Here is a 21416-nt window from a genome sequence, read left to right on the forward strand (position 1 = left end):
AGTATGCCGGCGGCGCGGAGAGGCACAGATGAGCACAATGAGCAGGACGCCCGCGGATCCCTCGGCGGCGCGGCCGGGAGCCGGGGACAACTTCAGGAGATGGTTGTTGTTCGGCCTGCAGGACGCCAAGGGCGTCCATCAGGGTCCCGGAGCGGTCGGCGAGTCCCACCTGAAAAAGCATCCGTGGTGGCAGGTGATGTGCCTGACCGGCGTCGATTACTTCTCCACGCTGGGCTACCAGCCGGCCATCGCGGCCTTGGCCGCGGGTGTGATCTCCCCCGTGGCTACCCTGGTGCTGGTGGCCGTTACCCTGTTGGGGGCCTTGCCCGTCTACCGCAGGGTGGCCGGTGAGAGCCACCGTGGCGAAGGTTCCATCGCCATGCTGGAGCGTCTCCTGCCCCGCTGGAGCGGCAAGCTCTTTGTTCTGGTCCTGCTGGGGTTCGCGGCGACGGACTTCATGATTACCATGACCTTGTCCGCCGCCGACGCGACGGCGCATGCGATCCAGAACCCGTTTGCCCCAGCTTGGATGCAGGGTCAAAACATCCTCATCACGCTCTTTCTGCTGGCCATGCTTGCCGCGGTGTTCCTGCGCGGCTTCACGGAGGCCATCGGTGTGGCCGTCGTTCTGGTCGGCATCTATCTGAGCTTGAACGTCGTCGTGGTGATCTCCACCATTTTTGAGGTGTTCGCCCGACCTCTTGCTGTCGGAGACTGGTGGCATGCCCTATCGACCCAGCACGGGAATCCGTTCATGGTGGTGGGCATCGCGCTGCTGGTGTTCCCCAAGTTGGCCCTGGGGCTGTCCGGCTTCGAAACCGGCGTCGCCGTGATGCCCCAGATCCAGGGCCGGCCGGGTGACACCGAGGAGAACCCCGCAGGCCGGATCGAGAGGGCCCGGCGCCTGCTGACAACGGCGGCTGTCATTATGAGCTGCTTTCTGGTGACGACCAGCTTCACCACGGTGATCCTGATCCCGGAGCAGGAGTTCCAGCCCGGCGGGCAGGCCAACGGCCGTGCCCTGGCGTTCCTCGCCCATGAATACCTCGGTCCCGCGTTCGGCACGGTCTATGACGTCAGCACCATCGCCATCCTCTGGTTCGCCGGTGCCTCGGCCATGGCCGGGCTGCTGAACCTGGTGCCCCGTTACCTGCCCCGCTACGGCATGGCTCCCGGCTGGGCCCGGGCGGTTCGTCCCCTGGTGTTGGTCTTCACCCTCATCGGATTCCTGATCACCTGGCTTTTCAACGCCGACGTCGACGCCCAGGGCGGCGCGTATGCCACCGGCGTACTGGTGCTGATGACCTCCGCCGCCGTCGCCGTCACCCTCTCGGCACGCCGTCGGCAACAACACAAACGCACCATCGGGTTCGGCGTGATCGCCGTCGTCTTTATCTACACCACCGTGGCCAACATCATCGAACGGCCTGAAGGGATTCGGATCGCAGCGTTCTTCATCGCCGGCATCATCGTGATTTCGCTGCTCTCCCGGGTCCGGCGCTCCTTCGAACTCCACGCCACCCACGTCCACATGGACCGGCAGTCGCTGGAGTTTATGTCCGAGGTGCTCGACGGGCCCCTGGCCATCATTTCCCACGAACCACTCCGGCTCACCCCGGAGGCGTACCGGGAAAAACTCACCTCGGCGATCGAGGTCAGCCACCTGCCCGTAGACCAGCAGGCACTATTCCTGGAGGTGGTAGTCGACGATTCCTCCGACTTCGAAACCGAGCTCGAAGTCCGCGGCGTACACCGGCACGGCTACCGGATCCTCGAAGTCCACGGTCCCGTCGTACCGAACACGATCGCCTCGGTTCTCCTGCACATCCGGGACGTGACCGGACTGATGCCGCACATCTACTTCCGCTGGACCGAGGGGAACCCGGTCACCAACCTGCTGCGCTTCCTGGCGTTTGGCGAAGGCGAGATCGCCCCCGTCACCCGTGAAGTGCTGCGCGAAGCGGAGCCTGACGTCACCAGGCGCCCCTGGGTCCACGTCGGCTAAGCCCCGCGGCCGGACATTGCTGACCCGGGGTTCCTTGATCGTCAGACCGCGGCGCGGACCCGCTGAAGGAAGGAGTCCAGGATCCGTCCGGCATTCTCATGAAGCCTGTCGTCGGCCGCCAGCCGCTCAGGTCCGGCCGGATGCAGCCTCTCACCGAGGCAGAGCAGGGCCGCGAGCGCTTCGGAAAGTTCCGTATTAGCCTCGGCACGCTGCCGCAACAGCCTGAGATGCGCCGCCTGGAGGGCCGGCCCCGGCGAGCAGGCCAGGTCGCGGTCGAAGAGGCGGCGGCAGCGGTCATAAGCGGACAGGCCCTCAGCTGGTAGGCCGGCAAGCTCGTACGCCATCACCAGCACCGTCCAGGCCCTTTCATTGAGCGGCTCCGCCTGGATGGCTGACTGCGCCCAGCGAATCGCCTCGTCATGCCGTTCAAGTATCGTCGCCGTCTCGGCTGCGAAGATCATCGCCGCGACCCGCTCGGCAACGTGGCGGGTTCTGGCTTCATCGGCCCAGTCGGCGACCAGCTCGAATCCGAGCAGTGGTTCGGCGGAAAGCTCCAAGGCCTCGATCAGGAGCGGATACGCGTCCGCCGGCGAGGCAAGGCTGCTAGAACGAAGCAGACCGCGGAAGCGCGAGAGATCCAGGTCCACGAGCCGGGGTTCCAGAACGTAGCCGCTGTTGGCAGTCCGGAGCGGTCCCGTCTTGGTCTGTCCGGGCTGAATCGCCCGGCGGATACCGCTGACATAGCTTTCCAGCGTGGCAACGGCCCCATCGCTGGCCCTTGGTCCCCAAAGGAGTTCGATCAGACGTGTTTTGGACACCGGAGTACCCAGGCTCAGCAGGAGGATCTCAAAAATGTGCCGGGGCTTGCACCCGCCCAGCCCCGCCGCAGTGAGCACCATACCCTGGCGCCGGATTTCCAGTGACCCAAAAAGTTGAACGGAGATTGTTGCTGCTGCTCCCGGCAAGTTGTCCACGATGTTCTCCCGTTTCCCCAGGCAATACGATCTAAATCGCGTCATTCAAGGGTGGAAATCGGGTCGCGACAAGGCACGTAGAAACCGCTGTTCGATCCAGCCCTCAACGTCACCGTGACACGACGGACATTTGCCAACAAGCAGGTAAGCTACCCGATTCACGGGGAGATCAAAGACGGGTAGGGATGTTGGTATCGCCACGTAAGCGAGCGAGGGGAGTTTGCAAGTAGCCGGCGGTCGGGACAAGTGGGTCGTCGAGGAAAACGTGCCCGCTTCAAGTAGTAGGGCCGGAACGTTTGATCAGGCACTTTCCTTGCCTGCTGACGTCCTGCGGCGGATGCCTCTAATGACGAGCCAATATCACAGCAGCCACCTGCGTAGGCACCCAGCGTGCGGCTCAGGTCCTGCGTTGCCGGGGCAATAGGCACCAGTACGTGCACGGTCATCGTTCGGCTCCTTGGGCTGGACGGACTTCAGGCAGTATCCACCCGGCGGCAGCGCCCCTTTCCGGCAGCATTCCGACCGGATGCCCGCCCTCCGCTCCGACGCTATTTGGCCGCAGCAGGAGCAGAATTGAGTCAGGGCAGTTTCACTTCCAAGGTCAATTCCAGGTCAAGCACAGCCGGAATGAGAGGGTGCGTCATGAAAACCGGGAATACACGCGTCACGCTGCTGCTTGCGGCGGTTCTACTGGGTGCAGCGGGGTGCGCTGCGGGGGGCGGGACGGCGGCGTCGACCACCGCCACGGCTCCCCCGGCCAGCGCGTCGGCCACAGCGAGTATGGACATGGGCTCCGGCGCCCCCGGCACCATGTCCAGCGGTTCGGCGGCGGCAGGTTCCGCGGCAAGTTCGACGGCGGCAATCACCATCAGCGGCTTTGCCTACGGTGCGCCGCTGGTTGTCCCTGCCGGCGCCACGGTGACCGTGACCAACATGGACAGCGCCGAGCACACCGTCACCGCCGACACCGGTTCGGCGTTCGACGTCGAAGTCAAGGGCAGCGGTGGGACGGCTACCTTCACGGCGCCGTCCGCGCCCGGAACCTACGCCTTCCACTGCACCTACCACTCCAAGATGCACGGGACGCTGACGGTCAAATGAGCGTACCGTTCCGTCGCGGCGTACTGGCCCGGGGACGGGGCCGGGGACTGGATCTGGCGCTACGGGCGCTGACGGCAGTTGCCCTCCTGACCGACGCCGGCGTCCACTTCCATCTCGCTCCCGGCTACCAGGCCGGGTCGCCGCAAGGCATCGGCCAAGGTAACCTGTTCCTGCTCGAGGCCGCCGCGGCCGCATTGGCTGCGCTGGCCGTGTTACTGCGCGGAACCCGGGCCGCCTACGCCTTCGCCCTGCTCGTGGCGCTAAGTGCCGTCGCCGCCGTCGTGTTATATCGTTACGTGGACCTGCCCGCGTTTGGCCCGTTCCCGGCCATGTACGAGCCCGTCTGGTACTTCGAGAAGACGGCCAGCGCCGTCGCGGAGGCCACCGGGGCGGTGCTGGCCGGCATCGGACTGGCCCGTTCCAGACGCGCCGGCACTGCCCGGCGCGTGGGCCGATAATCCACCGCGCGGTCGATCCTGAACGGTGCGTTGCGAGCATGTGGGCGAGGTGTCTATGCAACCCGAATCCGGCCGTATGATGGCCGGACTGACGTCTGCAGCGGCCGCCTACCTTGCAGCGAGTTGCTGGCCTGCACGGTGCTCACCATCACCGGTGTCCTTCGCCGGCAAGCGCCGGGCGCTCCTCATCGTCCTCGGAGCCCGCCGCGGCGCTGGTCGCGGAGCCCGACGCGGCGCTGGCGCTGCTGCTGCTCCCGTTCGGCCGTGACGTCGCCGTCCTGGAGCGGATGCGCCGTGTCGAACTGCGCCACCCGGAACTGGTCCAGTGAAAGGTGCCGGCCTCAGTCCTTGGTCCGGGCCCGGCTTGGCTGTACCCGCGGCGGCTCGCCGGGCATTTTCGGGAAGTCCGGCGGGAAGGGAAGCTCGCCAAGGCCTGCGGCCAGGTCCCGCTCCCACCACCCGAGCAGGACGCCGATGGCGCCCGGGCGGGAGTGCATGCCGGCCCAGGGATCGCCGACAGCCTTAAGCCGCCCGGGGACGGTGGCCACGGTGAACTGCTGCGGGTCCGCGCCGTCCAGCTCGTCCCAGCCCAGCGGGCAGGACACGGTGGCAGCGGGTAGGGCGCGCGGACTGTAGGCCCCGGCGATGGTACGGTCACGGTTGGCCTGGTTGAAATCGAGGAAGATCCGGGTGCCGCGTTCCTCCTTCCACCAGGCGGTGGTGACCTTCTCCGGCATCCGTCGCTCGAGTTCGCGCGCGGCGGCGATGACGGCGTGGCGCACCTCGAGGAACTCATGTACCGGCTCGATCGGCGCGAAGACGTGCAGTCCGCGGTTACCGGAGGTTTTAATGAAGGCGGTCAGCCCCGCCTCGGCCAGCACCTTGCGCAGCTCCCGGGCCACGGGAACGGCATCAGGGAAGCCGGTGCCGGGCTGCGGGTCAAGGTCGATCCTCAACTGATCCGGGTTGTCCGGGTTCCCTGCTCCCGACGCCCAAGGGTGGAAGACCACCGTGTTCATCTGCACGGCCCACACCGCGGCGGCAATCTCATCGATCACCAGCTGGGGATGGGACCTGCCGCTCGGGTAGACGACGTCAACGGCGCCGACAAAGTCTGGGGCGCCCCTGGGCGGGTTCTTCGAGAAGAACTGCTCGCCGTCGACGTCGCCGGAGAACCTCTGCAGGGTGATGGGCCGGTTCCCGTTCGCGGCCAGGAACGACTCCCCGACGTCGATCATGTACTGCACTAGATCCAGCTTGGTCAGGCCCGCCTCGGGCCACAGCAGCCTGCTGGGACTCGAGATCCTGACTTCCCTGCTGCCGTCCGGCCCCTCCACGGAGACCCTTACTTCTTCCCGCGCCATGAGGACAAACTACCCCGGAGCTACGAGCCACGAAAGCGGCACGCGCCGCCGGATGATCTTGCAGCTGCGCGGGCAGGCGCTGTCGGCTGCGCCGGCGCCGGCCGGTGTCAGAGCCATGCGGTCCGGCGCAACGGGGGTTCAGCACCGCCGGGGCGTTGCACCAGAACCTGGTTGACTCCGGTGATTCCGGCCTCGAATCCGAGCGCACTGGCGGCCATGTACAGCCGCCAGACCCTGGCCCGGCCGAGGCTGCTGGACCGAACCGCTTCGTCCCAGTGACTCTCCAGGTTCTGTACCCAGGCCCGCAGCGTCAAGGCGTAGTGCTGGCGGAGGGCCTCGACGTCGAGCACTTCGAAGCCGCCGCCCTCCAGGGCGCCGATCATCTCGGCCAGGCTCAGCATCTCACCGTCCGGGAAGACATACCGCGGAATGAAAGAATCGGGATCCGGGTCGGTCGGGCCAGCGTTCCACGAGATGGCGTGGTTCAACAACCGGCCGCCGGGGCGCAGGAGCGCGTGCAGTCGGGACACGTAGTGGCCCAGCTTTTCGCGGCCCACGTGCTCGGACATGCCGATGGAACTGATCGCATCGAAGGGGCCGTCGTCCACATCGCGGTAGTCCTGGATCCGGATCTCCACCCGGTCCGTCAGCCCCGCTTCCGCCACCCGCTTCCGCGCCAGTTCGGCTTGCTCCGCAGAGAGCGTGACTCCGACGACGTCGGCCCCGTAACGTTGGGCGGCGTGTAGAGCGAAGCTGCCCCAGCCGCAGCCGACGTCCAAGACCCGCAGACCGGGCCGCAGTCCCAGCTTGCGGCAGACCAGGTCGAGTTTTGCTTCCTGTGCCGCATTCAGGCCGGTGTCCGGGCTGTCCCAGACGGCGCACGAATAGACCAGGGACGGGCCCAGCACGAGCGCATAGAAGGAATTGCCGACGTCGTAGTGGTGCGAGATGGCGGCGGCATCCCGTCCGCGGGAGTGGCGGCGGCCCTTGCGTGCCACCCGGGCTTCTTCCGGAGGCCGCGCCGGATTCGGGCCCAGCGCGCCGAGCCGCACCGCGGCAACGGCCAGGGCCCACAGTTCCCGCACCGTGGGCCTGCGGAACGGCCCGGGCTCGGCGAATTTACCCACCGAACTGAGGGCGGCGACGGTAGCGAAGATGTCGTCCGGCGCTTCAATGTCGCCGGCGACGTAGGCCCGGCTCAGGCCCAGCTGGCCGGGTGACCATAGGATCCGCCGCAGCGCCCGGCGCGAGTGGAACACCACCAGGGGGGCTCCCTCCGGTCCGGCCTCCGAACCGTCCCAGGCGCGTAGCCGAAGCGGAATGTCCTTGGTTCCGAGCACAATGGCCAGCGCTCCGGCTAGCCGGGATGCGGCTCCAGCGGTAGTCGACATGCTTCTTTCCTCCCAGTCGGCGGCGTGCCTCTGCCCCAATCTATTGGTAACCGGGTCGTCGGAACAGGTGCCGGACGTCCCCAACCCTCCGTTGCGCGCCGCACGGCGGCCCGCGCTGGTACTCCCCTGAGCTGGTGATTAGGGTGGTTCACATGGCTGAGGCTTTTTCGTCCCGAGAGGACGCGTTCAAGACTGGTGTGTGGGTCGGGTTGTCATTGCACGGAATACTGCATGGCCGCAGCTGAACTCCCACTGGTCGTCGACGTCGGAGGCAGCGCTGTTTCGGCGGTTTATGCCCGGCCCGCTGATCCGTTCGCGACGCTGGTGGTGGCCCACGGCGCGGGCGCCGGGATGGAGCACCCGTTCCTGCGCGGCTTCACTTCGGCCCTGAACGACGACGGCGTCGCAACCCTGCGCTTCAACTTTCCGTACCGCGATGCGGGCCGGAAGTTCCCGGACAGGCCGCCAGTGGCCATCGGGGCCTGGCGGGCGGCGATGGACGCGGCCGCCGCCTGTTCCGAGGGCGAACCGCTGTGGGCCGCCGGGAAGTCCTTCGGCGGGCGGATGGCGTCGATGGCGGTCGCGGAGGGCATGCCCGCGGCGGGGCTGGTGTACCTCGGCTATCCGCTGCATCCGCCGGGCAAGCCCGAAAAGTTGCGCGACGGGCATCTCTACGGACTCACCGTGCCGATGCTCTTCCTCCAGGGCACCAGGGATACCTTCGCCACCCGCGGGCTGCTGGAGTCCGTCGTGGCGCGCATAGGCCCCGCCGCGACGCTGCAATGGCGTGAAGGCGGGGACCATTCCTTCGCGGTGGCGGGGAGGAAACGGACACCGGAGGAAATCGGGGCGGACCTGGCGGCTCCCGTGGCGGACTTCATCCGGCAGCACAGCACGTCCCCGGCCGCCGAGTGCGTCGGCTGACTGGGACGCAGGCCGGCTTTCCGTACAATCCCGTCCCAGGCGAAGCGGGCCGAGTCGTCAGCCAGCACACGGCCGAACCCACCAAGGTGGCGAAGAAAAAGGGATTTTCCGGCCACAGCATCCGCCAGGGTGTGGCTGCCGTCCCGTCAAAACCGCGGCGATGGCGGCGACTGGGAACCATGGCGAGCCGGCCCGCGCCGGACGACAGAGTTCAGCAGTGCCAATTACGGCAATGAGCGGCTTCTCGGGGTCCACTCTCTGATTCTGCCTATCCTCTCGGTCTCGGCGCCTTTATCGCTGCCGCTCTTCATCGCGGTACGGCCGGGCCGGTGCGCCTGCCGCAGCCGAGGGTGCGGTGTCCCCTGCGCTCGCCGAGACGGCTACGTCGTCCGGCGTTGTTCATAGTTTCTCCATAAATGCAGCCCGAGATTCCCGGATCCCACCGGCGGCTTCGGTTGTTGCGGCCCCGCGTTGGGCCAGCGCCGCCTGCAGTGCCCGGGCGAATCCGCTGTGCGGGATTTGTGCGGAGACCTCCGCCGCGGTGTCGATGGTGTCCACGTCGGTCAGTTGGGGGAGCAAACCGCCACGGTGACCTGCCTGGAGCAGCCGTTCGTGCTGCCCCGCTCCGGTGGTCGGCGCGGACATGGGCACGCCGCGGGTCAGGCCCCGTCAGGGTGGCGCAGTGTCAGCGCCCAAAAGCCGCCGTCAGCGGCGAGGCCGATCCAGCTGTCGACGCCGGTGCCGGACTGAGGCAGGCCGCAAGGTGTTCGGCTCGAAGCTGGGGGTGTTCCATGTACCGGTGAGGCAACGCATCGTAGGTCTTCACCGCGCATCGACCCACTGCAATCGTAGAAGACCACAAATTCCGACGCGGGGCGCGGCGGCAGGGGCATCCCGGGCCCGGGGCAGCCGGCGCGCGGTGGCCCGGCCCATGGCCGGTCCGCTCAGGCGCAGGGAAACCATTTGGCTGCGGCGTCGGCACGCGCGCGGTATTCGCTGAACCGCCGGCGGACCTCAGCGATGGCCTGGGCCAGCGGAAAGATCTCCGCGGTGATGAGTTGATCGGTGTCGTCGGCGCTGACGGGGTGCCAGTAGACGCCGTCGGCGGTGACGGTCACTTCGGGGATGAGCGATTCGATGGTCAGCTCCAGGCCGGTGTCGGCGTAGCCGCGGTGGGCGAGGGCGCGGATGACTTGGTCAGCGGGCGCGATGCCGAGGGAGTCGAGGAAGCTGTGGAACGGCTGGAGTTCGTGGGTCTGTCCTGCGGGCAGGGTCGCGGCGACCCTGACCCGGAATCCTTCGTCCTGCGCGATCCGGATGCCGGCCACGGCCCGGGCCCAAGATCCGGTTCCGCGGTGACTGTCGTGAGCGTCCGGGGTGGCGGAGTCTAGACTGATTTGCAGCGCGAGCCTGTCGCGGTCCATTCGGCGAAGGCGTTCGAGCCGGTGGCCGCGGAAGAGCATCCCGTTGGTCAGCAGCGTGGTCGGCAGCTCGGCAGTGCAGGCTTCCACGAGGTCGTCGAGGTCCGGCAGCAGGAACGGTTCCCCCCCGGTGAGCAGCAGCTCGCTGACCCCGGCCTGCACGGCCTCCCCGGCCAGCCGGCGCACCCGGTCGATCCCCAGGGCCCGCCGCGCGGTCTGCGGTGAGGACCGGGCGCAGCAATAGTCGCAGGCAAGGTTACAGTCAAAGTTCGTGTACATCCACAAGCGCGTCCCCGGCAACTGCCCGGGGTCCAGACCAGCAAGCGGGTCCGGGGTGTGGCCGCGCCGGATCGTGGCGGACCCGTCCCGGACTTCGAGGAGTTCGTTGCCTGACCGGGCGCACCATGCGGCCACCGTCTGCATCAGCTGGCCCTGCTCGCCCGCACCCAGCCGAACGGTAACGGTGGCGCCATCGGCAACGGTGACGACTGCTTCGACCAAGTCCAGGACCAGGGAACTGTTTACCATCGCGGACCGATCTTCTGTTCACGGACGGCTTCGAACAGCGATGCGTAGCCTTCCATCCGGGGAGCCACCCACCGGCGGAGGCCCTCCATTTTAAGGATGGGCCGGTGCGCCGGGTTGTCCCAGTCCATGGCCATCAGGTGCTCGACCCAGGGCGCGGACCGCTCCTCCGGGAGGGCGGGCAGCGCTGTGAAGTTGCAGTGGCTGTACGTCGGGGACTCCCAGAAGAGCTCCAATGCCCCGGGCATCAGCTCATCACGTCCGATTGCCTCCCAGGTGTTGATGCCGATCGCGGCAGCGTCGGCCTTATCATCGAGGACCGCACGCAGGGCTTCAAGTTCGCTGCGGCCGGTGTCGCCGTGTTTGCCGACGTCACTATCCATCCGCAGCAGGTCCACGTCGGCGTCGGCGAGCCCGGCGCGGGTCAGGAAGTGTACGGGCAGGATCGCGGCCTGCGCCGAATCGCGGGAACCCAGCGCCAGCCTGCGGCCCTTTAGGTCCGCCAGGCCGCCCAGTCCGCTGCCGGTTCGGGCCACGAACATCGTCCTGAACACGGCGTCGGTGTCCCGCATGGCCAGCGCCCGACAGGCGCCCTCGGTCTGCGCGACGGTGCGTACCCAGGCCAGGTTGGTGTTCCAAGCCAGGTCGATCGTGCCCTGAAGCAGCGCATCCACCTGGCGGCCGTAGTTGGAGAAGAGCATGAAATCCATTTCCGCGGGGGTGCCGGCGAAGTACTCTCGGATGCCCTCCCAGATGGTGACCACGTTCGGCGTGTACGCAACCGAACCTACGACAAGCGGTGCACTCATGCCGGAACCTCCGCGGGCGTGGAAGGTTCACTCCCAAAGAGCGGTTGTCCGGTGATGGCCTTTCCGTAGAAGTCGTAGAGCACATCGGCGGTGGGGGCCATGACGTGGCCGGCCCGGGCGTCGCGGAAGTACCGGTCGACCTGCAAGTGCTCCGAGAACGCCGCCCCGCCGCAAACACGCATCGCTGCGTCAGTGATGTGCAGGGCCGCGTCGTTGGCTGCGGCCTTGACCCCCAGTACGTGCAACATGGTGTCCTCTGCTGGCTCGACCAACCGGCCGGCGGCCTGGGTGAGGTAGGCGGCAGTCGACGCCAGCTCGATGGACATCCGCGCCAATTGGGCGCGGATGGTCGGCAGGGCGGACAGGGCCTCATCCAGGTGCTCCAGCCGGGCTGCGCTGGTGTGCCGGATCGCGGCGTCCACCGCAGCCCGGGACAATCCGACCGACACGGCCGCGTTGCCCAGGTTGAACCACGGCAACACCGTCTGGAGCATCAGGTCCAACCCGGCGCCGGCCGCACCGAGGCGGTAGCTTCCGGGCACCTCGGCGTCGAAGGTCATGGGGGTCGAGGCGTTGCCGCGCAACCCCATGCCGCGCCATCTGCCGGCCACTTTGACGCCGGGTGTGGCCGCCGGGACCGCGAACAAATCAACGCCGTCGGCGTCCGCCGTCAGCGTCGAGACGATATACACGTTGGCATGACCGGCCGAGGTCACCCAACTCTTGGCGGCGTTAAGCCGCACCCCCGAACCGTTGAGCCCTGCCCGGGACACTGGCGCCCAAAAATGCGACCTGGATCCGGCCTCTGAGAACGCCAGCGAACCCAGTGCCTTGCCAGCTGCCAGATCGGCCAGCAGATCCGGCTGACCTGGTGGTGGTGCGGCCGCCACCGGCATCGCGGCACTGACATGCATCAGATAGATCATGGCGGTCGACCCGCAGACCCCGGCCAGTGCACCAAGGACTTTCACCAGTTCGTGCGGTCCGCCCCCAAGACCACCCGCCTCGACCGGCAGCGTCAGCCCGAGCAACCCCGACTCGCGCAAGGCTGCGACAGCTTCCTCTGGGAACCGGGCATCGGCGTCGACGTCGCGGGCATGCACCCGGGCAACGGCCAGTACCGGATCAAGCCGTTCGTTCACGTTCACGATGCCTTCCTGTCTGTGGCCGTGGAGAGGGTATGCGGTGTCAGTCCAACGGCGAGCAGCCCGAGCCCCAGGCCACCCATCAGCGCCAGGGTCGAGCCATCCCCGCCGAGCCAATTGACCGGCTGGCCGGCCTGCAGCAGCTGAATCACGGCGGCCGCCACGAAACCCGCACCGGCCACGATCACCAAAACACGCCGGCGTGACACCCCCCCGAGCACGGCGAGGATCCCCAACACCACGATCACGATCAGACCAGCACCGCGCACGTGGATGAAGTCCACCGGCGCCGGTCCGCCGGTGGAGAAGGCGAAAAGAGAGGCCAGCAGTGCGGCCACACCAAGGACCAGCGCAGGAAGATCGAAGCGCCGCCCGGTCATGAGAGCCTCACCAGGAGCGCCCCTAGCCGTCCGGTGGATTGCATCCAGCCGGGGCGCAGGACACCGTCGATCCCGAAGCTCCGCCCGGCGGCGGTAGCGAAGATCCCGACGTGCGCGAGGATCATCAGATAGTAGGACCAGTGCCATTCGTTGGGTGCGTTCAGGACGGACAGCATGATCGCCAGCGACTGGGCAAGCCCGATCACCGCCCAGAACCGGGTGGCCAGCCCGATCAGCAGGAACGCACCGAGGCCGGCCTCGATGAGCAGCGTCATCCACCCGAAAAAGGGGAAATTGGCCAGCACCACGTGTTCAACGAACCATGAATAGGGGGGAAACACCGGGTGGTCGACCGCGAAATGCGTGAAAAAGTACAATCCGGTGTTTGCATGCTCACCGAAATCCGGCGGCACTTTCCAGGCCACGTTCTGAATCCATAGCAGCGCCACGCCGATGCGCAACGCAGCAACACCCCCGCGCCGCAGCCGCGCGTCCCCGCCCGCCTCTACGGAGGCGGTGGTTTTAGCTGCCATGACCGGCTCCATGCCCATGGCACTCATTAAGGACCCGCAGCCGGCCGCACGCAATATCAAAAGCCGCGCAAATTACGAACACGGCCCATGAACACATGTCAACTTACGTGCAGATTATCTCGGAACCTGGGTTCCTGGCTCGGTGTGGCACGAAGTCCGCGATGGACCTGGCGTCGACCGGGGCGCGCCGTCTGCTGGTTCAAGGGCGGGCGGGTGCTCGGCAGTTGAGCCCGGCGGATCGGGTTCGCGGTGGTGGTTCCCATTACGGCTCCGAAGCTGAAAGATGGTGCCCATGAGCAAACCATATGAAGCCTCCCGGCGCGTCGAATCCGACCATCCCGAGGCAGTCGTTTCAGCGGTCCGCGAGGCCACCCAGGAACTGCGCGAAGGCCTTCAGCGCGACGGGATCGAGGTCAGCTTCCAGGACATTGCCCTGCTGGGCCATTCCGAATCCTGGGACGGGGAGGGGCAGCGCTGGGTCCACGTGGCCTGGGATGGCGCGGATGCAGGTTAGCTCCAGGAAACCGGGCCCTGCCATCACATCCTGCTTTTGACCCTGGCCGTCGCCGGGGCGGTCCACGGGTCTTCCGGCCAGGGATGCTTCGGATAGCGGCCGCGCATCTCGGCCCGGACCTGCGCGTAGGGCCCGGACCAGAACGACGCCAGATCGTCGGTCACGGCGAGCGGCCGTTGCGCCGGCGAGAGCAGGTGGAACAGCACCGGGACGCGGCCATCCACCAGCCTCGGCGTCTGATCCCAGCCGAAGCACTCCTGCAGCTTGACCGCGACCACCGGCCGGCCGCCGTCGTCCCCCACCGCGGGATAGTCGATGCGGACCCGCGAGCCGCTGGGTACCAGCAGCGTCTCCGGCGCCAGCCCGCCCAGCCGGGCCGCCCCGGGCCAGGGCAGCAGACGACGCAACGGCTCGGCCAGGCAGATGCTGCTGGTGGCGGCTCCGGCGGCCAGGGCCTCGAGTTCGGGCGCCAGCCACTCGCCCAGCCTGGCCAGTAAGGCCTGCTCGGACACGTCGGGCCACGGATCTCCCAGTTCTCGATGCAGCAGCGCCAGGCGCCGCCGCAGGGCATCCGCTGCCGCGGACCAGCCGATGACCTGCAGCCCCGCCTGCCCCAGGGCCCGTGCCACCGCGGTGCGGCCCTCCGCCGCGGACGGCCGCACGGGCGTCGAGGAGAGCAGGATCGCGCCGAGGCGGCGTTCCCGGCGGGCAGTGACGCGGCCCTGGCCGAACCCGGCCTCCACCGAGTCGACGAGCAGGTGCGCCGCGGCGGCCTCCGCAGCGTCCGCCGTCAGCGGTGCAGCCGACCGGATGACGGCGCCGGTACCGGCAGAGTCCTGCCCTTCGGCGCGTGAAACCTCGGCAACGGCCAGCCATTCGTGGCCGGCGAGCCGGCTCCCCCGCGGGAGTCCAGCGCGGGTGCCGGAGCTGAGCAAGTACCGTTCGCCCGTTCCCGGTACCCGGCGGGCCACCCGGTCCGGGAAGGCAAGGGCGACGACGAATCCAACGCCTTCCGGGCCGCCGCCGGTGGCCGCTGGCGCGGTGGTCCGGGGCGCTGCGGTCCGCGCCGCGGCCGCCCGGGTGCCGCTACCGGGCTCCGGCTGGCGGGCTATTGACTCCATCCGGCGGACGTCATCGGACCAGCGCCGGGACCCCGGGTCGCGGCCGGACCGCAGGGCGTGCAGGAGTCCGGGCAGATCGGCGCCGGTGGCTCGCTCGCCACCGGCGACGACTGCGACGGCTTCCGCCGCGATGCGGTGTCCGACGACGGACGCTCCGTCGAGCAGGGCCCGGGCGAGCCGCGGATCGGCAGGGACCCGGGCCAGCTTCTTGCCCAGTTCCGTGGCGAGGCCGGCCGGTCCTACGGCGCCCAGTTCGCGCAGCACTTCAACCGCCTCGTCCATCGCGGCGCCGGGCGGGGCGTCCGGCAGGGCCAGCCCGCGGCCGCCGGGCGATCCCCAGCAGGCGAGGACCAGTGCGGCGCCGGTGAGGTCGGCCACGGCGATCTCCGGAGTCTGGTGGGCCGGTGCGGCGCCGTAGCTCTTCTGGTCATAGCAGCGCACCACAAGTCCCGGGCCCTGCCGGGCAGCCCGGCCGGCGCGCTGCTCGGCAGAGGCCCGCGAGCAGGAGACCGTCACAAGGCCGGTCATGCCGCGCCCGGCGTCCCGCCGCGGCTCACGGGACAGGCCGGAGTCGATGACCAGGCGCACGCCCGGAACCGTGAGGGAGGATTCGGCGAGCGCGGTGGAGACGACGATCCGCGGCGGTTCGCCGGGCCCGCGGCCGGACACGGCCCGGTCCTGCAGGGCCGGGCCGACCTGGCCGTGCAGCTCCAACACCTCAGCCGGCACCCGGCCGCGTAGCCGGGCGGCGACGTGAGAGACCTCCCGTGCACCCGGAACGAAGACCAGGGCGTCGCTGTCCCGTCCGGCGGCGAGCGCCGCGGCGTGAGCGCGGGCGGCCGTGTCCGCCACGTGGTCCAGGAAAGCGCGGGTCACGCCGCGGGTGTCAAGCCGGGGGCCGGGAGCGGGCACCCATTGGACGTCCAGCGGGTAGAGCGCGGAAGGGCAGCCGACGACGGGAGCCGCGCCGCCGCCGTCGACGTTCGGAGAGATTCCAGCGGGGCTGTTAGCCGGCAGCTTGGACGGCATATTCGCCAGCGGGTCGTCGCCCAGCAGGGCGGCGAAACGGGCCGCGTCCAGGGTCGCGGACATGGCAACCAGCGTGAGGTCCCCGCGGAGCTGGCGGACCTCGGCGAGCATGCCCAGGAGCAAGTCGGTTTCCAGACCGCGTTCGTGGACCTCGTCGAGGACCACCGCGCCGGTGTCCTCCAGACCCGGATCGGCCAGCAGCCGGCGCAGCAGGATCCCGGGCGTCACAAACTCGACCCAGGTCCCGGGGCCGGCCTGGCGGTCCCCGCGGACCGTATAGCCGATCCGGTCGCCGAGCCGGCTGCCGTCCAGTTCGGCCAGACGACGCGCCGCGGACCGTGCGGCCACGCGGCGTGGCTGGGTCACCACGACGCGCCGGGCGCGGTCGCCGTCGCCGTCGCCGTCGCCGCGCAGGGCGAGGTTGGCCAGCAGCGGGGGCACCAGCGTGGTCTTACCCGTTCCCGGCGGTGCCTCGACCACTGCCGCCCCTGCCGCGGAGCCGGCGTGCAGGGCGTCGGTCAGGGGTCCCAGCGCCCGTGCAAAAACCAGGCCGGCGCCGATGGCATCAAGGTCGAACAGCCGGTGCGCTGGGTCGTGGGCGGCGGGCATTGAGGTCACGGCTCCATTGTCCCCCGCAAAATACGGTGACCCCCAATATTGTGGGCTCTTGCGGTTTGCTCCGGGTTGTTTCTCCGCCCCGGGCCGCGTCGCCGGTAGTGGCAGGGGTTGTTTTGCGGAAGACTTGGACCTTCCCGATGACGAAGGCGGAACACCGTTGATTAAGCTCCAGCAGGACACCGAAGGCTTCATCCGCATGACCCGGCACTTCCCCGCCGGCGCTCCGATCATCATCGGCTTCGCCGACGGTTCGTCCGAGGAATGCACCGGCCGGCAACTGAACGCGGCCTACGACGCCGCCGTCGCCGAGTACCGCACCCAAAACCATCTGGATGCGAAGGGCTTTTCCCGGTCCCCCAGGAAGAGGACCGACGCCGGCATCAAGATCGAGTTCGTCCGCGTCCAGCCGGGCCTTGCCGGCTAACCGGCCGCGGCGGTCAATGAAGATGGCGGAACAAACCGGGCAGCGCGTGCGTTTGCCCCTACTGTGGCAGTGGCTCAGGGCGACCTGCCTGCCGGCCACGAGGTTCCGGGCGGACCGGCAGGCGCTGCATGTGCCCATCCGGCCCTGAACCGGGGTTCACTCTCCCCCACGACCGCTGCTGCACAACCGACTCACACTGGAGAAAAATTGTTTACCGTAAACGCTTACGCTGCCCCGTCGGCCGCCGGGGACCTCGTCCCCACCAGCATCCAGCGCCGCGATGTCGGCCCGCATGACGTCCTCATCGAGATTAAGTTTGCCGGCATCTGCCATTCGGACATCCACACCGTCCGCGGCGACTGGGGACCGAAGTCCTACCCGCTCGCCCCCGGCCATGAGATCGCCGGCATCGTCACCGAGATTGGCTACGCCGTCACCAAGCACGCGGTCGGTGACCGCGTCGGCGTCGGCTGCATGGTGAACTCCTGCGGCGAGTGCGTCAACTGCCGGGCCGGTGAGGAGCAGTACTGCCTCAAGGGCAATACGGGTACATACGGCGCCGTGGACCGTGACGGCACCATCACCCAGGGTGGCTACTCCACCCACGTCGTCGTGACCGAAGACTTCGTGCTGAGAATCCCCGAGGGCATTGAGCTCGACGTCGCGGCGCCCCTCCTGTGCGCCGGCATCACCACCTACTCGCCGCTGCGCCACTGGAACGCCGGGCCCGGCAAAAAGGTGGCCATTGTCGGTCTGGGTGGACTCGGCCACATGGCAGTCAAAATCGCCCACGCCCTGGGCGCCGAGGTTACGGTCCTCTCTCAGTCGCTCAAGAAGCAGGAAGACGGCCTCCGCCTCGGCGCGGACCACTACTTTGCCACGAGCGATGAGAACACCTTCACCGAGCTCGCCGGCAGCTTCGATTTGATCATCAACACGGTCAGCGCCTCGATCGACATCAGCTCCTACCTGCAGCTGCTGACCCTCGACGGCGCCCTCGTGAATGTCGGAGCGCCGGCCGAACCGCTGCCCGTCAACGCGTTCGCGCTGATCGCGGGACGCCGGTCCTTCGCCGGTTCGATGATCGGCGGCATCCGCCAGACGCAGGAAATGCTGGACTTCTGCGCTGAGCACGGCCTCGGCGCCGAGATCGAGGTCATACCGGCCGAAAAGATCAACGAGGCCTACGAACGCGTCCTGGCCTCCGACGTGCGCTACCGCTTCGTGATTGACGCCGCCACCCTGGCCTAATCCCCGGCGTCGGTTCCGGACGTACGACGCGGAAACGGTCCGGCGCGACGGGATCCCCGCAGCGCCGGACCCCCTTGCCGGACACCGTATTTGGGAGGATGATATGCCAAAAACTCAGGGCCCGGAGACCGTTAACCTCCCGTCGACCTCCCCGACGCCGGGATGTCACTGACCGGAAACGCTGCTGAAATATTGCGGGCCCAAGCTGGAAAGGACTCTCCAAGGAGTCGCCGCTGCAACAGAGAGCAGGGTCGCTGTGAATCCACTGATCATCCTGACGGCAGTCACGGCCCCCCGCGACGGCGGCCGGACCGTCGCAGCAATCCGGCCAATTCGGGCCGCCGACCTCGATCAGCTGTCCACGATGTACCGGGACTCGTACGCCGACGGCCTGCCTCAGCCCCCGGACCGAAGTGACGGCTGGATCAACGCACTCCTAGACGGAGCCGAGGGCCCGCACGTTGCGCAGGCATCCGCCGTCGTGGCCGGACCCGATGGGCAGCTCGCGGCTGCCATCATTGTCACCGAACCGGCCGCCGGAAGCCCCGGCGACTGGGATTCCGTGATCGCCGAACTGTTCACCCATCCCGATCATCGCCGGCAGGGGCTGGCGGAGGAGCTGCTGGGCCACAGCCTGCACGCGCTGCATGCCCTGGGGCGAACAACGGTGGCCGTCGCGGTGGACAGCGGAAATTCAGCCGCGCTGGCGCTGTACCTATCCCGGGATTTCCGCCGGCGGGCCGACGAAGACGTCGACTGAGGGCCCAGGTCGGTGGCTTCCGGCCGGGCCCTTCCCCACCCGAACGCGCCGGTGCTAGCTTGTGCGGATGGACGTCCTCGACTGGCTGCTTGACTCCGATCACGAGGGACGAATGTCCCCGACGGAGCGCCAGCCGGACTAGCAGGAAAGCGCGCGGTAGTGCAGCAAGAGAGCTGCGCGCTCAACGACCCGCAGCAGTGGTGAGGCTTACCCGGTCAGCTGACAGGAGACCGTCATGACAGTCCGAAGCGCCGGCCTGCTGCTGTACCGCCGCACCACGGACTCGCTTCTGGAGATATGGATCGCCCACATGGGCGGGCCGTTCTGGGCCCGCAAAGATGAGGCGGCCTGGTCCCTTCCGAAAGGCGAATATACCGGGGACGAAGACCCGCTTGCGGCCGCACACCGAGAGTTCGCCGAGGAAATCGGGACGCCGGCACCGGCCGTCGACTACTTCCCGCTGGGCAGCTTCCGGCAGGCCTCCGGCAAGGTCATCACGGTATTCACGGCCGAAGCGGACTTCCAGCCCGGGCAGATCGTGAGCAACACCTTTCCGCTGGAATGGCCCCGCGGATCGGGCGTGGTCCGCCAATACCCGGAGGTCGACGGCGCAGCGTGGGTCCGCGAGACCGACGCCCGCACGAAGCTGGTGCGCGGCCAACTTCCGGTCCTGGACGCGCTCGTCCGGCATCTGTCGGAGGACGCGGGGCACCGCAGCTGGTCACGCACGTGACAATAAATAGGCATTGATTGTCCTACCGCGCCCGAGTAATGTGCCCAAGTGTCAGTTCACAGGACTTCGGCTCGGGAGTGACCATGCGCCATCTGATAGGACGTCGACTGTCCGCCTTCACGGCGGCGCTGGCCTTGGGCGTGACCGGTGCCGCCGTCGCCAGCCCCGCGGCCGCCGACCCGCGCGAGACTGAAAAGACCCCTACGGCCTCCGGTTACGGCGGTGCCGTAAGCAGTGTGGACCCGGAGGCTTCGGCAGCTGCGATCGAGGTGCTTCGTAAGGGCGGAAACGCGGCGGATGCCGCCGTCGCCGCGGCCGCTACCCTGGGCGTCACCGAGCCTTACAGTGCCGGGATCGGGGGTGGCGGCTACTTTGTTTATTACGACGCCGAGACCGGCAAGGTCGGTACGATCGACGGACGCGAAACAGCGCCGGCAAAAATGCCGCACGATGCCTTTATCGACCCGAAGACCAGCAAGCCCTACCGCTTCACTCCCGAACTCGTCACCAGCGGCGTGTCCGTCGGGGTCCCCGGCACCCCGGCCACGTGGGAACGCGCACTGGCCCGCTGGGGAAGCCTCGACCTGGGCGATGCCCTCAAGCCCGCCATCAAGGTCGCGACCCGCGGCTTCGTGGTCGATGAGACGTTCCGCCAGCAGACCCTCGACAACAAGGCCCGCTTTGCCGCGTTCCCTGCGACCAGCTCCCTGTACCTCCCCGGCGGCGACGCCCCCGCTGTCGGCAGCATCTTCCGAAACCACGACCTCGCCGCCACGTACCGGCTTCTCGCGCAGCAAGGCACCCGCAGCTTCTACACCGGCCCCCTGGCGGCGGAGATCGCGGCCACCGTCCAGGCTCCAGCGAAGGCCCCAGGAACCAGCCTGCCCGTCCCGGCCGGGTTCATGACGACGGCGGACCTCGCCGACTACGGCGCGCTCGACCAGGCCCCCACCCAAGTGAATTACCGCGGCCTGGACGTCTTCGGCATGGCGCCCTCGAGCAGCGGAGGCACCACGGTGGGCGAGGCGCTGAACATCCTGGACCCTGTCAACCTGTCCGGGATGTCCGCCGCCGGCGCGCTGCATCAATACCTGGAAGCCAGTGCCCTGGCGTTCGCCGACCGCGCCAAGTACGTGGGCGACCCGGCGCAGGTGGACGTACCCACCGACGCCCTGACCGACCCGCTGTTTGGTAAGGAACGCGCCTGCCAGATCAACCCGCAGCGTGCGGCGGTCAAACCGGTGGCGCCGGGGAACGTCGACGGCTACGACGGCGTGTGCCCCTCCGACGCTGCCCCGCTGGCGGCTGAGAAGGACACCGAGAACATCTCGACCACGAATCTGACGGTCGCGGACAAGTGGGGCAACGTGGCCGAGTACACGCTCACGATCGAACAGACCGGCGGTTCGGGCATGGTGGTACCCGGCCGCGGGTTCCTGCTGAACAATGAACTGACCGATTTCTCCACCGTGTACGACGCCAAGGATCCCAACCGGATCGAGCCGGGCAAGCGTCCGCGCTCCTCGATGGCGCCGACCATCATCCTCAAGGAAGGGGCCCCGTTCCTCGCGCTGGGCTCGCCGGGCGGGTCGACGATCATCACAACGGTCCTGCAGACCATCCTGAACCGCGTGGACCTGGGCATGGACATTTCGGCGGCGATCGCGGCGCCGCGCGCATCCCAGCGGAATACCGCACAGGTCACGGCCGAGCCGGAGTTCATCGCGGCGTTCGGCAAGGAGCTGGCGCCGTTCGGCCACCGGTTCACGCCGTCCGGAGACGCGTTCACCTCGGCGGCTGAGATCGGCGCGGCGACCGCAATCGAGTTCAGGCCGGACGGGAAGATGGTCGCCGCAGCCGAGCCGGTCCGGCGCGGCGGAGGCTCCGCGATGGTGCTGAACCGTTCGAGATAGGGTCCGGTGGAGCGGACGGAGCC

21 protein-coding genes are annotated in these 21416 nt (G+C 68.2%); 11 read left to right on the top strand and 10 right to left on the bottom strand.

Annotated features, from left to right (window positions below; all coding sequences use genetic code 11):
• Positions 1-28: 28 nt before the first annotated feature.
• Positions 29-2005 (top strand): APC family permease, encoded by a 1977-nt coding sequence (locus ABIB14_RS14745; protein WP_354236664.1) that lies wholly within the window; start codon positions 29-31, stop codon positions 2003-2005.
• Between the two features lie 41 nt (positions 2006-2046).
• On the opposite strand, the gene ABIB14_RS14750 is transcribed toward ABIB14_RS14745, so the two are convergent.
• Entirely contained in the window at positions 2047-2979 is a 933-nt protein-coding gene (locus tag ABIB14_RS14750; RefSeq protein WP_354236665.1) for an AfsR/SARP family transcriptional regulator, read from the bottom strand.
• Between the two features lie 642 nt (positions 2980-3621).
• Between ABIB14_RS14750 and ABIB14_RS14755 the strand changes: the two genes are divergently transcribed.
• The 3 genes from ABIB14_RS14755 to ABIB14_RS14765 all read left to right on the top strand — a co-directional run bounded on the left by ABIB14_RS14755 (position 3622) and on the right by ABIB14_RS14765 (position 4867).
• A complete protein-coding gene (locus ABIB14_RS14755; RefSeq protein ID WP_354236666.1) occupies positions 3622-4080 on the top strand; it encodes a cupredoxin domain-containing protein in 459 nt (152 codons plus the stop codon).
• Positions 4077-4538 (top strand): hypothetical protein, encoded by a 462-nt coding sequence (locus tag ABIB14_RS14760; protein ID WP_354236667.1) that lies wholly within the window; start codon positions 4077-4079, stop codon positions 4536-4538. Before ABIB14_RS14755 ends, ABIB14_RS14760 begins: the two co-directional genes overlap by 4 nt.
• A gap of 113 nt (positions 4539-4651) precedes the next feature.
• Entirely contained in the window at positions 4652-4867 is a 216-nt protein-coding gene (locus ABIB14_RS14765; protein WP_354236668.1) for a hypothetical protein, read from the top strand.
• A 12-nt stretch (positions 4868-4879) separates the two neighbouring features.
• Here the strand turns inward: ABIB14_RS14765 and ligD are convergent, their stop codons facing one another.
• Together ligD and ABIB14_RS14775 are read right to left on the bottom strand one after the other, a co-directional pair.
• The gene (gene ligD / locus ABIB14_RS14770) at positions 4880-5902 is read right to left on the bottom strand and encodes a non-homologous end-joining DNA ligase (protein ID WP_354236669.1); all 1023 of its coding nucleotides are present in this window, start codon (positions 5900-5902) and stop codon (positions 4880-4882) included.
• Positions 5903-6009: 107 nt separating this feature from the next.
• On the bottom strand, positions 6010-7293 hold the full coding sequence (locus ABIB14_RS14775) for a class I SAM-dependent methyltransferase (RefSeq protein WP_354236670.1): 1284 nt from the start codon (positions 7291-7293) through the stop codon (positions 6010-6012).
• Between the two features lie 231 nt (positions 7294-7524).
• Between ABIB14_RS14775 and ABIB14_RS14780 the strand changes: the two genes are divergently transcribed.
• Entirely contained in the window at positions 7525-8217 is a 693-nt protein-coding gene (locus ABIB14_RS14780) for an alpha/beta hydrolase family protein (RefSeq protein WP_354236671.1), read from the top strand.
• A gap of 399 nt (positions 8218-8616) precedes the next feature.
• On the opposite strand, the gene ABIB14_RS14785 is transcribed toward ABIB14_RS14780, so the two are convergent.
• The 6 genes from ABIB14_RS14785 to ABIB14_RS14810 form a co-directional block, all read right to left on the bottom strand.
• Positions 8617-8862, bottom strand: coding sequence for a hypothetical protein (locus tag ABIB14_RS14785; protein WP_354236672.1), 246 nt, complete (start codon positions 8860-8862; stop codon positions 8617-8619).
• A 299-nt stretch (positions 8863-9161) separates the two neighbouring features.
• Complete coding sequence (locus tag ABIB14_RS14790) at positions 9162-10166, bottom strand: Rv1681 family radical SAM protein (protein ID WP_354236673.1); 1005 nt, start codon at positions 10164-10166, stop codon at positions 9162-9164.
• Positions 10160-10972 (bottom strand): Rv1680 family SBP-like protein, encoded by an 813-nt coding sequence (locus tag ABIB14_RS14795; protein ID WP_354236674.1) that lies wholly within the window; start codon positions 10970-10972, stop codon positions 10160-10162. The genes ABIB14_RS14790 and ABIB14_RS14795 overlap by 7 nt, the downstream gene beginning before the upstream one ends.
• The gene (gene fadE16 / locus ABIB14_RS14800) at positions 10969-12120 is read right to left on the bottom strand and encodes an Rv1679 family acyl-CoA dehydrogenase (protein ID WP_354236675.1); all 1152 of its coding nucleotides are present in this window, start codon (positions 12118-12120) and stop codon (positions 10969-10971) included. Before fadE16 ends, ABIB14_RS14795 begins: the two co-directional genes overlap by 4 nt.
• Entirely contained in the window at positions 12117-12497 is a 381-nt protein-coding gene (locus ABIB14_RS14805) for an Rv1678 family membrane protein (protein WP_354236676.1), read from the bottom strand. The genes fadE16 and ABIB14_RS14805 overlap by 4 nt, the downstream gene beginning before the upstream one ends.
• Positions 12494-13048 carry a TQO small subunit DoxD gene (locus ABIB14_RS14810; RefSeq protein WP_354236677.1) on the bottom strand — a complete coding sequence of 185 codons (555 nt, stop codon included), beginning with the start codon at positions 13046-13048 and terminating at the stop codon, positions 12494-12496. Before ABIB14_RS14810 ends, ABIB14_RS14805 begins: the two co-directional genes overlap by 4 nt.
• A gap of 274 nt (positions 13049-13322) precedes the next feature.
• Between ABIB14_RS14810 and ABIB14_RS14815 the strand changes: the two genes are divergently transcribed.
• Entirely contained in the window at positions 13323-13544 is a 222-nt protein-coding gene (locus ABIB14_RS14815; RefSeq protein ID WP_354236678.1) for a hypothetical protein, read from the top strand.
• Positions 13545-13567: 23 nt separating this feature from the next.
• Here ABIB14_RS14815 and ABIB14_RS14820 read toward each other — a convergent pair whose 3' ends face one another.
• Entirely contained in the window at positions 13568-16303 is a 2736-nt protein-coding gene (locus tag ABIB14_RS14820) for an ATP-dependent RNA helicase (protein WP_354236693.1), read from the bottom strand.
• 166 nt (positions 16304-16469) lie between these two features.
• Here ABIB14_RS14820 and ABIB14_RS14825 point away from each other — a divergent pair, with 166 nt between their 5' ends.
• From ABIB14_RS14825 to ggt, 5 genes are all read left to right on the top strand, one after another.
• Positions 16470-16736 carry a hypothetical protein gene (locus ABIB14_RS14825; protein ID WP_354236679.1) on the top strand — a complete coding sequence of 89 codons (267 nt, stop codon included), beginning with the start codon at positions 16470-16472 and terminating at the stop codon, positions 16734-16736.
• A 207-nt stretch (positions 16737-16943) separates the two neighbouring features.
• A complete protein-coding gene (locus ABIB14_RS14830) occupies positions 16944-17987 on the top strand; it encodes an NAD(P)-dependent alcohol dehydrogenase (protein ID WP_354236680.1) in 1044 nt (347 codons plus the stop codon).
• A 256-nt stretch (positions 17988-18243) separates the two neighbouring features.
• Positions 18244-18747, top strand: coding sequence for a GNAT family N-acetyltransferase (locus tag ABIB14_RS14835; RefSeq protein ID WP_354236681.1), 504 nt, complete (start codon positions 18244-18246; stop codon positions 18745-18747).
• A gap of 235 nt (positions 18748-18982) precedes the next feature.
• Positions 18983-19480, top strand: coding sequence for an NUDIX hydrolase (locus ABIB14_RS14840; RefSeq protein ID WP_354236682.1), 498 nt, complete (start codon positions 18983-18985; stop codon positions 19478-19480).
• 83 nt (positions 19481-19563) lie between these two features.
• Positions 19564-21393: a gamma-glutamyltransferase gene (gene ggt, locus ABIB14_RS14845; protein WP_354236683.1), complete on the top strand. Its 1830-nt coding sequence runs from the start codon at positions 19564-19566 to the stop codon at positions 21391-21393.
• Positions 21394-21416 lie beyond the last annotated feature (23 nt).

It is taken from the genome of Arthrobacter sp. UYEF3 (assembly GCF_040546245.1).
Taxonomy (GTDB): domain Bacteria; phylum Actinomycetota; class Actinomycetes; order Actinomycetales; family Micrococcaceae; genus Arthrobacter.